This window comes from Niabella hirudinis (assembly GCF_051201075.1).
In the GTDB taxonomy this organism is placed as follows: domain Bacteria; phylum Bacteroidota; class Bacteroidia; order Chitinophagales; family Chitinophagaceae; genus Niabella; species Niabella hirudinis.
The window spans coordinates 359,442-374,269 of sequence record NZ_JBPEHJ010000004.1 but is presented as its reverse complement, the minus strand read 5'-3'; the positions used below and the strand labels follow the sequence as shown (position 1 = coordinate 374,269).

The 14,828-nt window shown below is 46.7% G+C and carries 8 protein-coding genes; 5 read left to right on the top strand and 3 right to left on the bottom strand.

Translation table 11 applies throughout. From position 1 onward, the window contains the following. Positions 1-193 precede the first annotated feature (193 nt). Positions 194-1,579: a serine hydrolase domain-containing protein gene (locus GGU45_RS10520; protein ID WP_435224514.1), complete on the bottom strand. Its 1,386-nt coding sequence runs from the start codon at positions 1,577-1,579 to the stop codon at positions 194-196. Positions 1,580-1,684: 105 nt separating this feature from the next. Between GGU45_RS10520 and serA the strand changes: the two genes are divergently transcribed. Further along, a complete protein-coding gene (gene serA / locus GGU45_RS10515; protein ID WP_435224512.1) occupies positions 1,685-2,923 on the top strand; it encodes a phosphoglycerate dehydrogenase in 1,239 nt (412 codons plus the stop codon). A gap of 673 nt (positions 2,924-3,596) precedes the next feature. Here serA and pyk read toward each other — a convergent pair. After that, on the bottom strand, positions 3,597-5,093 hold the full coding sequence (pyk, locus tag GGU45_RS10510; protein ID WP_435224510.1) for a pyruvate kinase: 1,497 nt from the start codon (positions 5,091-5,093) through the stop codon (positions 3,597-3,599). Between the two features lie 126 nt (positions 5,094-5,219). Continuing rightward, positions 5,220-6,440 carry a 6-phosphofructokinase gene (locus GGU45_RS10505; RefSeq protein ID WP_435224508.1) on the bottom strand — a complete coding sequence of 407 codons (1,221 nt, stop codon included), beginning with the start codon at positions 6,438-6,440 and terminating at the stop codon, positions 5,220-5,222. A 485-nt stretch (positions 6,441-6,925) separates the two neighbouring features. On the opposite strand from GGU45_RS10505, the gene GGU45_RS10500 reads away from it, so the two are divergent. The 4 genes from GGU45_RS10500 (at position 6,926) to GGU45_RS10485 (ending at position 14,813) form a co-directional block, all read left to right on the top strand. Next, complete coding sequence (locus GGU45_RS10500; protein WP_435224506.1) at positions 6,926-8,443, top strand: serine/threonine protein kinase; 1,518 nt, start codon at positions 6,926-6,928, stop codon at positions 8,441-8,443. Between the two features lie 106 nt (positions 8,444-8,549). Continuing rightward, complete coding sequence (locus GGU45_RS10495) at positions 8,550-9,497, top strand: hypothetical protein (RefSeq protein ID WP_435224504.1); 948 nt, start codon at positions 8,550-8,552, stop codon at positions 9,495-9,497. A 150-nt stretch (positions 9,498-9,647) separates the two neighbouring features. Further along, entirely contained in the window at positions 9,648-10,766 is a 1,119-nt protein-coding gene (locus tag GGU45_RS10490) for a PP2C family protein-serine/threonine phosphatase (protein WP_435224502.1), read from the top strand. 3 nt (positions 10,767-10,769) lie between these two features. Continuing rightward, a complete protein-coding gene (locus tag GGU45_RS10485; protein ID WP_435224500.1) occupies positions 10,770-14,813 on the top strand; it encodes an FtsW/RodA/SpoVE family cell cycle protein in 4,044 nt (1,347 codons plus the stop codon). The last annotated feature ends 15 nt before the right edge of the window (positions 14,814-14,828 follow it).

Below are 14,828 nucleotides of genomic sequence, written 5' to 3'. Positions count from 1 at the left end.
AGGAAGGTTTCCGGGTTTTTTTGCCACTGAAACACAGAAGCACTGAGGAACAACTCAGAATAAAAGACAGTATGGAAATGAGGCGGACAGGGCGGTTGGAGTTGGTACAAAGGCTTCCGTGCTTCTGAGCCTCAGTGGCAATAACACAGATTCCTGGTGACTCCGTGGCGAAAATACTATAGCAGCATTGCGGCTATTTCTTTGTTTTCTTTTTAGCGGGGGCTGCTTTCTTCTTAACAGAAGCTGCTTTTTTAGCCGGGGGCCTTTTTGCCGCAGATTTGCTGGCTGTTCGGGCACGGGTTGGTTTTGCAGGCGCGGCTTTTGCTGTTTTTTTAACCGCCCTTGGTGCCGGTTTCAGGTTGGATACGGGCATCGCCATGGCTGCACTTGTGCGGGCTTCGCCTTCTTCTTCTCCGCTGCCCACTTTGGTTTGCATATAATCTCCAAAAAAATCGTAGGCCTTGCGGGCCATGTTATACATATTGGAGTTCATCTTATTGCCCAGGATGATGATCACCGCTTTTTCATCAATCAGTCTTCCGAATGCGGGGGTAAACCCATGCCATTTTCCATTATGGTAAATAACATTTTTTCCGTTGGGCAAATTCAGCATCCTCCAGCCCAGGCCATAATTGTGAATAGAGGGTTTTTCATGGCTGTGCGGCTGGTAGGCAGAGTCCAGCAACGACTGCCGGATGAAGCTGGGATTGTACAGTGCCCGGTCCCATTTAAACATGTCTTCCGGGGTACTGTACACATTTTTATCACCATAGGTATTGTCAAACTGGTCGTTGACCCAAAGCGCCCCGGAGGGTTTATAAGACATAACTACCTTGCCACTGTCTGCGGGAGTGTAAATAAAAGTGTGGGTCATCTGCAGCGGATCAAAGATCGTTTCCTTTACATACTGCGGGAATTTTTTGCCGGTAACTTTTTCCACGATCAGGGCCAGCATTACAAAATTGGTATTACAATAGGCAAAGCGGCTGCCGGCACGGAACATCGGCGCCGGTTTATATTGTTCAAGGAAATGCAGTACATCGTCATTCGACACCATCTGTTTGGGGTTCCATTTGGATTTGTCCTCCATTACAGAAAGATAGTTGGGGAGTCCGCTCCGGTGCGATAGTAATTGTTCTACAGTAACCGCGGGGTAGGGGAAGGAAGGGAAAAAACGCGTTACAGGATCCTGTAAGCCGATCCTGGAGGCTTGTATAAGTTTGAGTACCGTTACTGCGGTAAAAGGTTTACTGGTAGAGGCAAGGTGAAACTGTGTATGGGCATCAATGGTATCTGCTTTTTTATTGGGATTTTGATAGCCGTGGTAAGATTCGTACAAAATATTACCTCCCTTGGCTACCAAAATGCCTCCGTTAAATCCGCGGTGAATCAGTGCCGAATCAAAAAAATCACTAAGGGTTTTCTGGTACCGGGCTTTGTCTGCTTCGGTCATTTGCTCTACATCAAAGACTGCGGGGTTTGCGGGAGCAATAACCGCTTTTTCTTTCTGGGCCTGTGTTTTCGACTTACAACCAATCGTTAATAATATCCACGCTGTAATAACTAAAACTCTTCTCAAGGTACAATGATTTTTAAAGGGACAAATTTAGTCTTATCTTCTCCTGACCAAAACTAATGCCGTTAAAATTTTAATTTTTGTTAACTTATTAGGATATTTGCCCGTATGACAAATACAAAAGAGACCAGTTATCCAAAAGAGAAGATCCGGATTTTGTTCCTGGAAAATATCAGTGATTTTGCGGTGCAGCGTTTTAAAGACGAAGGTTATTCTAAAGTAGAAAAATTAACAAAAGCGCTGACGGAAGATGAATTAATCAAAGAGATTAAGAATGTTCATATTCTTGGCATCCGTTCCAAAACACGTATTACCAGAAAGGTTTTGGATGCGGCGGAAAAGCTGCAGGCAATTGGTTGTTTTTGTATTGGAGTTAACCAGGTTGATCTGTCGGCTGCCACAGATAAAGGGATTGTGGTGTTTAATGCGCCTTACAGCAACACCCGGTCGGTTGCAGAACTGGTGATTGCCAATGCCGTAATGCTGATCCGGAGGTTACCGGATAAGATCAAGGCCGCACATGATGGCGTTTGGATGAAGGAGTCGAAGGGTGCGTATGAACTGAGGGGCAAAACATTGGGAATTATCGGTTATGGAAATATAGGATCCCAGGTGAGCGTATTGGCCGAAGCCATGGGAATGAAAGTGCTTTTTTATGATGTAGAAACAAAGCTGCCCCTGGGTAATGCCAAGGATGCCAAATCATTGAAGGAGCTGCTGCAGCTATCGGATGTGGTTACGCTGCACGTGCCGGATACCCCGCAAACACGGAATCTGATCACAAAAAACAACCTGAAATATTTTAAGAAGAATGCGATTCTTATTAACTATGCGAGGGGCGAAGTGGTAAACCTGGACGATCTGAGCAAGGCAATGAAAGAGGGGCATATCAGCGGCGCGGCCCTTGATGTATTTCCCTGGGAGCCGGAAAAGAACGGGGATAAGTTTACCAGTCCGATGCAGAATATTCCCAACGTGATTTTGACGCCGCATATCGGAGGAAGCACGGAGGAAGCCCAGGAAAATATTGGTGTGGATGTAAGTTCCAAGCTGTTTAATTTTATTGAAAAAGGTATCTCCAACGGATCTCATACCGTTCCGGCATTGGCGTTGCCCTCGCAGGAAGGTGTGCACCGGATTCTGCATATTCATTATAACCGGCCTGGAGTGCTTTCGGAGATCAACACCCTGTTATCTAACAATAATATCAATATTACCGGTCAGTATCTGAAAACAAATGATGAGATCGGGTATGTGGTGCTGGATGTGGAGAAAGGCGTGTCAAAAAAGGCCGCTTCTATCCTGAATAATGTAAAGCATACCATTAAAACAAGACTGGTTTATTAATTATTATATAAACGACGGTATTCAGAGAAGGGGCTGTCTCAAAAGTCGCTTTACAGCATTATGTCGTTCTGAAGATGTGATCCCGGGCTTGACCCGGGATCTATTCTTGCTTCAGCATCTATTGACTAACAATCATCTTTAGATGCCGAAACAATCCCGGTCGCCATCGCATCTGCGTCAGGTTAGCATGAAGCTGTACCCGCCGCATAGCGGCGATGAATATTGTAAGAGCGGGTTTTAACCCGTCTCGCCATCCGGACGAAGGGTAGAGAGCCGTCAGCCCGAAATATCTGCCGTCCCTATGGCACTCACATTTGCCTTTTCGCTGCTAACGTCGCGCTGAAGCACAACGTTCCAAAACCCTCCGGGGCTATGCCCCTCAAAGCCTTTAATAGCGCAGATTTGCCGGCATGTTTACATCCCCTTAACTTGACGCGCATGCGATCGCCATCGGGATGGCACGACAAAACAGCGACTTTTGGTTCAGCCTTTTTTTATTAGGATCCGGCGGGCAAACAGAACAGATGTGAGGTGATGCGTGTTTGATATATAAAACAGATAGAGACCTGACAAAGGTGGAATACACCGGTGGACGTCCAACGGTGTCAGAGACTTCCTTAAAACTGTCCGGCAGCAGGGTATTAAAAAAGCCTCCGATCGGAGGCTTTTTTCTTTATTGTACTTCGGTAACTTTTATCGTGTTGGTATGTAACTTCAGATGAACCGGTGTACTGCCGGTGCTTACCGCGGTATCGCCCCGTTTAAGAAAACCATTCTTCTTAAGGATATTGATCTGATCGGCGAAAATGGTATCCAGGTCGTGCTGGTCATCGTCATAGAAAAAGGCACGGATACCCCAGCTCAGGCTCAGCTGGTCGATGAGGGTATGGCTCTTTGTAAACACGTACAGCGGTACTTTGGGGCGATAGCTGCTGAGCATAAACCCGGTGTAGCCGCTTTGCGTCATGCCAATCAGCGCATCGGCCCTTGTATCCTTTGCCAGGTTACAGGCATTATAACAAATAGCATCGCTCGAAAGGGAAGGCGAATGCGGCTGGGGTTGCAGCTCGTTGGCCAGGTCATAATGATATTCGGTTTTTTCAATCTCCAGGATGATCTTCCGCATGGTTTGTACCACCAATGTCGGGTGCTTACCGCTTGCCGTTTCGGCACTCAGCATTACGGCATCGGTACCCTCAAGCACGGCATTGGCCACATCGGTGATTTCGCTGCGGTTGGGTTTGGAACGGTCAATCATGCTCTCCATCATCTGGGTGGCAACGATTACGGGTTTTGCCCGGTGAATACATTTGCGGATGATGCTCTTTTGGATCAGGGGTACTTTTTCCACCGGCAGCTCCACACCGAGGTCGCCCCGCGCAATCATAATGCCATCGGAGGCATGAATGATTTCCCGGATGTTGGGGATGGCTTCGGGCATCTCAATCTTTGCGATGATCTTGGCCTTGCTGTTGTTTTTGTCCAGGATCTTGCGGAGTTTTTTAATATCCTCTACCTGGCGTACAAAGGAAAGGGCCACCCATCCCAATTGTTCTTGTATAATAAAATCAAGGTCGGCCAGATCCTTAGGTGTCAATGCCGGCAATGAGATCTTGGTGTCGGGGAGGTTCACGCCTTTTTTGGAAGACAGGAATCCACCCAGCACAACTTCTACCTTTACATCATTGTTGGGAAGGATCTTCCGTACAATAACCTCGAGCTTTCCGTCATCGATCATTATTTTGTTGCCTACTTTTACATCCTTGTGGAAGTTAGGGTAGGAAATGTAAATCTTTTCGTTGGTGCCCACCATTTTCTTATTGGTAAAGATGAAGGTATCACCCGGCTCCACGGTAATGCCGCCGCCTTCCATTTCACCTACGCGAAGTTTGGGCCCCTGGAGGTCGCCCAGGATGGCCACTGTAGTGCGTTCTTTACGATTGATTTCGCGGATATATTCAATGATTTGCTTTTTTTCCTCATGCACGCCATGAGAAAAATTCAGGCGAAAAACGTTTACTCCCGCTTTTACCAGGTCGAGCAATTTATCATAAGTATTGCAGGCCGGACCTACGGTTGCTACAATTTTTGTACGGTTCAGGCTGTGATCCGTATCCTTGGAAACGGTAGTGGCCGGGGCTCCCTTTCGAACTTTTTGCGTCTCTGTCATGTTTCGATTTCTAATGTTATGTCCCGATGTGCATCAGGCTCGTATTGCTGATTTAAACCGGAAGCTACAAATTAAAAACAAAAAACCGCGCAACAAAGGCGGTTTTAATTGTTTCAGTTTTTTATTTTAATTCCACTCAAGAATATTGTTGAACAGGTATTCCTCCGGATTTGCCAGGTACTGCTTCGCGGCCTCTTTGTCGGCCTGTGTTAAGTAGTGCAGGGTATCCGCAAATACGATCTGCGCATCGGCGCTTTGCATATCGATCAGGCGCGGTTTTACCTTTCCTTTTTCGTCTGCAACATCTTTCAGATAAAGTGGTTTGATATTTCCGGTTGCATCGGCCGTAACCACGGCGCCGGTAATACCCTGGTCAAAAAGCTTTTTAACCCCAATTCCCAGGAAGGTACAGTACTCCAGGTCATAAGCCGTAGGGGCCAGGCAACGCAGCTCATATCCCAGTTCTACCGGGCGACTTTTTACAGGGATATTCAGTTTCTTTAATTCGTTTTGCAAAAGAATATTATAGATATGCGCCTTACTTACATTGCCCAGTTCCGGGTGTCCATGGTCATCATAGGTGAACTGGATGCCCGAAGCTTTGATGTCGTCATCGCTCATAAAATGAAAAACTCCTTCACTTACAACGGCAACACCATAGGGGATCTCCAGAAGATTCCTTTTTACAATAGAAGAAACAATCAGCCTGGTGATCTTGTCCAGGGTCAGTTTCGTTTTGTTAAACATTTCGGGGATCACGATCATCGGATAATGACAGGCTACACCGATACCAAACGCCAAGTGACCGGCCTCACGTCCCATTGCAGAAACCACAAACCAGTTGCCCGAAGTGCGCGCATCTTCATAGATGGTTTTGCCCAGCTTTACGCCTTCTTCGCGTGCGCTCTGGTAGCCGAATGTAGGCTGACCATAAGGAAGCGGCAGATCATTATCGATGGTTTTCGGAACGTGAATATTCTGAACAGGAACGTTTTTATTCCGGAGGAAAGTTGCAATGCGGTTGGCTGTAGATGCGGTATCATCGCCACCGATCGTAACCAGGAGCTGGATATTGTTCTTTTCAAAAAACTCGCTTGTAAATTCATCGTCTTTTGGTTTGTACCGGCTCATGCGAAGAAAAGAACCTCCGCGGCTGAAAATATCATCCGCAAGTTTAAAATCGATATCGGTGGTGAACCCTTTACCATTGAAAAGATTTTTATATCCATCGTGCAGACCAATGACCCGGTAGCCGTCTTTTAAAAATGTTTTAGCTACAGAACCAATCACGGTGTTAATACCAGGCGCAGGACCGCCGCCCGCAAGAATTACAATACTTTTCTCCATATACAAATTATTATGACTTAAGTGCGCAAATATAAGTGAAATTGATTTTTATTCTGTTTGGTTTGCCGTTATTTAAAGATTATTAAAGCTTAACGTTCGTTTGTGTAAAAATTTCCAATGTGAAATACTGAATGAAAAAATTAAAACCCGCCTGACCGGCCGGGCAGGTGAAAAAGAAGTATTCGTTTTATAAGCGACAACTTTTTGATTTGAACGAGATCCACTTCCGCATTTTTCATGGGATATTTGATCTGTTACATTTCTCCGGAACTTCATTAAAAGGTGGATTTTTGGAACCTATCAGCCCCCTTTTTTGAGCCTTGCCCGATGTAAAACGCCCGTTCACCGTTTTTATGTCAATTTTAGGAGCCCGCCTGCCTGCGGGGTTTTCAAAATCTCCGGAGTTATAACGTATATTTGGAATATAGTTTCGGGAGTACTGTAAGAAGAGTCATTATAAGCAGGTTAAGCAAGTAAAACAAGGCATGGAGAATACAACCATTAATGGTTATAAGCTAAGGTACAAATTAGGCGAGGGAGGTATGGCCGAAGTCTGGTATGCAGAAAACTACCTGCAAAAGCCGGCCGCTGTAAAGGTATTACAAAAGCGGTTTTGCGGCATGCCGGAGGTGGTGAGCCGTTTTGAGAACGAAGCCCGCCTGATGGTGCACCTGAGCCATCCGCATATCCGCAATATTTATGATTATTCCACGGTAGATGGATGCCCGTGTATGATTATGGAATACCTGGAGGGGAGCGATCTTTCCCAGATGATGAAAAACGGTGTTCATTTTTCTAACCTGCAACTGATCACCTGGTGGAACGACCTGGTGAATGCACTTCAGTATACACACCGCAAAAACATTATTCACCGGGATATAAAACCGTCCAACCTTTTTCTGACTGAAGACGGAAAAATAAAGATCCTGGATTTTGGCATTGCCAAGCTGCGCGATAATGTTACCGTAACTCAAACCGGCTCCCGGATGGGAACGCTGATGTACATGAGTCCCGAGCAGGTTTATGATGTTAAAACGCTTTCTTACAAAACGGATATTTACTCTCTCGCTGTTACTTTTTATCACCTGGTAAGCGGAAAGGCGCCTTATGATGCGTCAAAAATATCGGATTTTGAGATACAGGAAAATATCGTCCGCAAGCATATTGATACCTCCTTACTTCCGGAGCCCTGGAAGGGATTGCTGCCATTATACCTGGGTAAAAACCCGGAAGAGCGGAAGGAGCTCCGGCGGATTGATGCGGCTACAACAAAAAGCGATGAAACCATCGTATTTACCCCGGTACCTCCACAGCCCATTGAAACAATTTATCCGCCCCTGTCCACACATCCGGCGCAGAAAACCGGCTCCAACAGGTTCGGATATATTTTCCTGGTTTTTTTTATTGTAACAGGCCTCATCGTTTTTGCCCTGAACAAAGACGGGATCCTCTCCATGTTTGGAATCAACAAAAATGCTGATAAACCCGTTGCGGAAAAGCCGGTATCAAAACCCCGTCAGAAAAAACAATTACAACCGCCGCCCGCCGAAAATCCGGGTCCGGATACCGTGGGGGCTAAGAACGATACAATGACTTCCACACAGGTAATAATCAGTGAAGACCTTGGGCAAAAGGAAACCCAAATCAGGAACCGGATCAATGATTATTACCGTACAAGACAGGACTGCGGAAGCCTGTCGCGTTTTTTCCGGGACACGGTACAGCAATATTATAACCGTTCCGATGAACTGCTTACCCGCATCCAGAAGGAATGTGCCGCCTATCATGGAAAATGGCATTTTACAGAAGCGGATATCAATAATTCATCGTATGTATTTACGCATAATCCCAATGGAAATACCTACGTGGATTTTAGCATGCTTTATAAGATAAAACAAAATGAAGCCGATGGGTGGATTCCGTATAATATTGATGTTTCAGTAGTGTTTGACCCGGGGATGAAGATAGCACGGATCGTGGAACGGAGGATCGAGAAGCTTTGAGGAGCAAGTTTCAGGTTTAAAGTTTCAGGGTTGAGGTTAGGAACGTTTTTGTTCTCAATGTGATCTCAAATCAGAAATCAGAAATCTCAAATCAGAAATCAATAATATGTTTGATAAATTAAAAAGATGGCTGTTGCCGGATGAGGAAGAAGAGGCGGAAATAAGGCTTACCAACCAGGCGCTGGTCGACCATGTATTGGTATCGTTTAAAGAAACCATCGAACGGGAATCGTTTAACAAACGGATGATGTACGATTGCAGCTACCTCATCCTGATGCGCCCGGAAGATTATAAACATGCCGAATTACGGCTGGCTGGTATTACCGAGGGGGTCCTGGACGAATTTTACGATTATATTAACCAGCGCAAGGATCAGTATCCCCGCTATGAACCGATCGGAAATTTCTGGGACTTTCAATATTGCCCGGCCGAGCGGGGAGTTGATAACCAGGAGATTGAACCGGGAACCATACAGGTGGTAAGTACGCCCACTTCTGAAAAATCATGGTCGGAGCTGTCGTCCGAACATATAAAAGTTTCGGTTAGCAGCAAGCATTCCAAATATTCCAAATACGATCTGAATCCCACTACTTTTTCCAATATTGATATTTTATCAAAGGGACATTTCCGGGTAAAGTTCCGTAAGGAGTTTTTGGGAGATTTTACTGCCGTACAGGCGCCATCGCCCGGTTCAAGAAACAGTGCGTCACCGGATAAACTGGCTACCATACAGTTCGTGCTCAATAAACAACGTTATAGTTTTCCCATGCGGGAGAAACAGCTGAAGATCACAAAGGCCATCGATGGTATGACGAGCACCGCTACGCTGCTGTGTATTAATGAGCCCAGCGACAGCCTGCAAAAAGAGCACATGATGATCCGGTATGAAGAAGGGGCAAGAGCCTTTTATATTGCCTTGTTTGCAGATGCTTTTGTAAATGAGCAACGGCTGGAGCTGAGCAGGGTGGGAGAAAACCCCGTGTGGCACCCGCTGAAATCGGAGTCCACTATTGTTTGCGGAATCTTTCAGCTGGATTTTAAGGCGGCCGTTTAAACTTATTGGTTGCAATGTTGAAAAGTTGAAAAGGATGGCCCGGTTAACCTTTCAACCGGTAAACCAGTCAACAAAAAAAGAAATTATGATCGGTGTGCTAATGTTATTGTTTATTGCGGTGGTATTTCTGTTACAATCTAAAGTGAAACCATGAGCAGGAAGATCGTTTTATACGGACAAACAGACCTGGGCCGCAAACGGGAGGAGAATGAAGATAATTTTATTGCGGTTCCCGCGCTTTGGGCAACCCCTTCACGTGCGCTGGCGGGAGCTATTGACGGGGTGGGTGGCTATGAGGGGGGCGCGGAAGCCGCGTTGATCGCAAAAGAAGCCATCGAAACGTATTTGCAGCATTTCAGCTTTGGCGCACCCCGGCAATTGCTGAAAGAAGCCGCCATTACGGCCAATAACAAAGTGTTTGAGCAGCGAAAGGCCAGCGAGGTGCTGAGCCGCATGAGCTGTGTGCTTTCGGTAGCGGTATTGGATGCGGATAAGGAAATGATGTACCTTGCCCATGTGGGCGATAGCCGCGGCTATGTTTGCCGGAATGGCAATATGCTCAAAGTTACGCGGGATCACTCATCTGTAGGAATGAAGGAGGACAGCGGCTATCTTACAGAAACGGAAGCTATGCAGCACCCGCGCCGGAATGAGATCAGCAAAATGGTGGGAGAATTATTCCTGGATGCGGAAGATTCTGATCATTATTTCGACATCGGGGAACACAGTTTTTTACCGGATGATATTGCCTTGTTTTGTTCTGACGGTCTTACGGATCTTGTTACCCAGGCGCAGATGAGTGCCATCTTATCCGGGTCTGGTACGCTTCCGCAAAAGGCACAGCAGCTGATCGATAAGGCCAATGAGCTGGGAGGGAAAGATAATATTACCGTGGTTTTGGCAACGTATACGGTAGCAAAGAAGCCGGGACGTAAGAAGACCGTAAAACAGGCGATTGAAATTCCTATTGCGAACCCCGAAACAGAAGAAATTATGCCCGCTTATCATCGTTCTCCCGGCAAAAAAAAAATAAGCCTATGGCCGGTCATTATTGCATTGGTTGTAGGCTTCTTACTGAACTGGACAGGAACGCGCTCCTTTTTTACCCGGCAGGAAACGCCGGCGGCAGTGCCGGATACATTACCCCTCCGGAATGATACAATACCGCTAATGGACAGCGCAAGGTTACAGAATATGGATACATTAATTAACGCAACGGATACTATTTACAGGGACAGTATCCGCCGTAATGCACTGCAAGGCTATTAACAGATGAAGCAAAAAATAAAATTATATCCAAGACGGATCGAACGGGTTCTTTTAGCAGCGGTAACCCTGCTGCTGGGCCTTATGGCCTATCAGTACTACCAGCATAAAAAAGCGGATTTTATTAATTCGGATTACGGGTATGAAAGCGGTAAAATGGTGAACCTGGTAGCCCCCGTGCAGTCTGCCACACTGCAGCAGATCTTTACCAGGGGAGGCTATTTTACGGATGAAGAATATATCCGTTTTATTGCCGGTAAAATAAAAACACTGGTAGAAAGAGAAGGACAATTGCCCAATCTGGGAGCCCTGAATAAGAACAGCCTGATGGTTCCCGCTACGGAGTTTTTGAATACTTCGAGCGAATCCGGAAAACTGCGCTTTTTGAATGCCATTACCCGGTTGGATATGGACAGTGCGCTTTATGCTGCCGAACTAAAAAATCCTGCTAAGTATCCTGATGAAGTAGCGGTGCAAAATACGAAGACAAAACTGTCGATCCATGGTAAAGTACGGCTGGCTGTTTCCGACAGCAGCGGCGCGCAGGCAGCTGCGGGCGTGCTGGTGAAACTGACCGAGGTCTTTCCTTCAAATTACTATGATACCCTCAGCGTGCAGCGGGGCAATGAAGCCGTAGAATTTTTTGCCCGTACGAATGAGAATGGCTCCTATGAGTTTTATAACCTGGAAAAGCGCAGTAATTACCGGGTTATTGCTATGAAGCCCGGTTATGATTTTGGACCGGCAAAAGGTGTAGCGGCTATCGGGGACGATGAATCATTCAGTTTTGAGGGCAGGGTTCATAAGATCCGGATCCTGGACCGTACCGAGTTTCGACAGATCAAAAATGATAAGATCTTTACCGTACGCACGCCCGATGATTTCAAAAAGGAATTTTTTACCAACCTGGTCCTGTTTGTGCTGGCTTTCTGGGTATTCCATTTGGTACTTTGGCTGAAGAATTATCGGAGCGATCAGTTTATTTTACCAATATTATTTCTCCTGTCGGGCACTGGTATTATGGTGTTGTACAGCATGCAGGATCCGCTGCGCGATATGATACATGGTAGCGGTATGGCAAAATGTGCCGCCGGCGTGCTGCTGTTCTTTTCCGTGGTACTGTTCTTTCTAAAGGAAAACGCCGTTATGCGGTTTTATCATTCACGGTGGTTCGATCCGGTTTATAACCTGTTGCCATTGTCGGGCGGGTTAAAAGCACCGCGGGGATACTCCTGGATGCTCCTTTCGATAGTGCTGATGCTGATGTTGGCCCTTATCGGCACGGGGCCGGAAGGGAGCGGGGTAAAAGTAAATCTGTTCGGGTTTCAGGTGAGTGAGCTATCCAAGGTTTTAATGATCGTTTTTTTTGCCGCTTACTTTGCCGTTAATTCCGCGTACTTCCGCAATATCCCCGACAACCGCTGGCTGACGCGGAACAATATAAAGATGCTGCTCTTGTTCCTGTTCCTGCTGGGCATATATGCAGCGCTGGGCGACCTGGGACCGGCCATTGTACTCTGTTTAACGTTTTTATTCTTTTATTCGTTTGCGAAAGAAGAGTTTTTTCCGATGGTACTGGTAGCGGTTGTTTACGTGGTATTGCTTATGGTTACCTCCCGGTTTATCAACAATGCGCAACATAATTATCTGCCCCTGGTGGCGATCCTTGCCTGCGCGGGCACATTGGGGTATGCATTTTTTAAAAAGCGTTATGAATCGGTGTTTTTTATGGTGCTGATCATCTCCTCATTTATCCTGCTGGCCACCCTGCCTTTTGAATTTACCCAGCGCCTGGCCGACCGGAATGGGATGTTCAGGAATATATGGGAGAACAAGCTCATCGGTGGCGATCAGGTGGCACAGGGCATCTGGTCGTTGAATGCGGGGGGCTTTTTGGGGCAGGGCCTGGGGAAAGGATTTTCCAGTGTAATGCCGGCCTATCACACGGATATGATCCTGGAAAGTATTGGTGAGGAATTGGGGCTGGTAGCCCTGATTTCGATTTTCCTGGCATTTGGCCTGCTCACTTACCGGTCGTTGCTGGCGGCGCGCCGCACCGGCAAACCATTTCTTTTTTACCTGGTTGCCGGCATCGCCATTGCTACTATGCTTCAGTTTTTCCTGATCACGGCCGGAACCCTGGGCCTGATCCCGTTGACGGGGATCTCGGTGCCCCTCTTGAGTAAAGGTAATGCCGGCATCATTATTACCCTGAGCGCATTTGTACTGGTATTGATCCTCTCCAATGAGAAAGGAGATGCCCTTGAAATGGAGCATGTAAAAAAGAATTTTGATAATGTGAATGCCTATGCCATTCTCACATTCTTTGCAGTGCTGATTTTTTTTATCGGAACCTTGTTCTGGTACCAGTATAAATCGGACGAATACATTACCAAACCGGCGCTGGTGCTCAATCGCAAAGGCGCCTGGCAATACAGTTATAACCCGCGCATCGGGATTTTTCTCCGGGAGATCCGTTCGGGGAATATTTACGACCGCAATGGCGTATTGCTGGCTACATCCAGCAAGGCCAGTTTTGACCAGTTTAAAAACCGGCTGGTTACCCTGGGAGCCAACCCCGTGCTTTATGCCGAACAGTTAAAACGGGATCAGAACCGGTATTATCCTTTTGGCGCCGATCTGCTTTTCTGGCTGGGCGATTATAATAAGGAGATCGCCAATGAGGAAGAAGCAGGCTACGCGGCCGAGTACCGGCATTATACCCTGCTGAAGGGATTTGAGGTGACTAATACCACTTCCCAAAAAACATCAGACCGTTATAAGGAAGACCGTTTCCTGCCTGTTACGCAAAAGGAATCGGAGCTGGTAAGGTACGACTACAGTGCGCTGGCGCCCATTTTAAAGGAAGGAAAGGACGGACAATGGGTAGAACTGCAAAACAATAAGGACAAGGATATCCGGTTGTCGCTGGATGTGGCGTTAAATCAGAAAATTAATGCGGTTATTCAGAATACCACGGCCTCCAATCCCTTCCGGACTTCCGTTGTGGCCATAAATGCTGCCACTGGCGATGTACTGGCCTCGGCTTCCAACCCGGCGCCATCTTATAAAGACCTGAAGCTGATCAGTAATATCGATCCTTCGGATTACCGTACTATTTTCAAACAGATTTTTCAGGACCGGGTGGTGGTACCGCAGGACCTTGGTATTACATTTAATTCGAGGCCCGGATCAACGGTAAAAATTATCGATGCCACAGCAGCCATGAACCAGTATGGGCCGCAGGCAGCACAGTTTAGCTATTTTATTTACCCGGCAGAGGTCATCCATCAGGGCGAGCCGGTAAATACGAATGTGGATATGCGCTCGGCCATCGTGCATTCCAGCAATGTTTATTTTATCAAACTGGCTAATGATAAGAATCTGCAGGCCTCTCTTTTTAACCTGTACGATGCCCTGGGGATGAATATCCTGAACCGGGGTGGTTTTCATTTTCAGCGGCCGGAAGATTATGACAGCGAAAAATACTTTAAAGAATGGGGCCAATTTGTGGCTCGTGGAAAAAATATTTTTAACAGCCAGCGGCTGGTGAATACGCGCCGGAGACTGCAGTCGCCGTACTCCGACCTGGCATGGGGGCAAGGGGAGCTTTCGGCCACGCCACTGCATTTGGCTAAAATGTCGGGCGCACTTGCGGATAGCGGCATGTTGCAACCTTCCCGTTTTCTGTTTAAAAGCTGGAGCAATAAACCTTACGGGCAGGAAGCTGTTGCAATTGCCAGCCAGCCGCAGATTGCCCCGCTGATCGGAAGCTTTATGCGGGAACAGTCTGCAAAAGTTTCAGCCGCATCGGGGTTGGATGTGCATGGAAAAACCGGCAGTCCGGAACGGGATAAACTGGTGAAAAGAGGAAATAAAGTGGTTCTGAAGCGGGTTACGGATTCATGGTATACTTTTTTTGTAGCTTCGCCAAAGCTCAAAGCGCCCATTGCCTTTACCATACGGATTGAAGAAATTGGTAACTCGGAATACGCCAAAACACTGGCGGTTGATATTTTAAAGCAGTTAAAGGCCGCAGGATATTTTTAGATTAACCGATAATTA

Bases quoted from the DNA above. Each gene is read 5' to 3' on its own strand.
- pyk (WP_435224510.1), bottom strand. From the start codon at position 5,093: ATGACAGAGACGCAAAAAGTTCGAAAGGGAGCCCCGGCCACTACCGTT.
- GGU45_RS10490 (WP_435224502.1), top strand. From the start codon at position 9,648: ATGAGCAGGAAGATCGTTTTATACGGACAAACAGACCTGGGCCGCAAA.
- GGU45_RS10500 (WP_435224506.1), top strand. From the start codon at position 6,926: ATGGAGAATACAACCATTAATGGTTATAAGCTAAGGTACAAATTAGGC.
- GGU45_RS10485 (WP_435224500.1), top strand. From the start codon at position 10,770: ATGAAGCAAAAAATAAAATTATATCCAAGACGGATCGAACGGGTTCTT.
- GGU45_RS10495 (WP_435224504.1), top strand. From the start codon at position 8,550: ATGTTTGATAAATTAAAAAGATGGCTGTTGCCGGATGAGGAAGAAGAG.
- GGU45_RS10505 (WP_435224508.1), bottom strand. From the start codon at position 6,440: ATGGAGAAAAGTATTGTAATTCTTGCGGGCGGCGGTCCTGCGCCTGGT.
- serA (WP_435224512.1), top strand. From the start codon at position 1,685: ATGACAAATACAAAAGAGACCAGTTATCCAAAAGAGAAGATCCGGATT.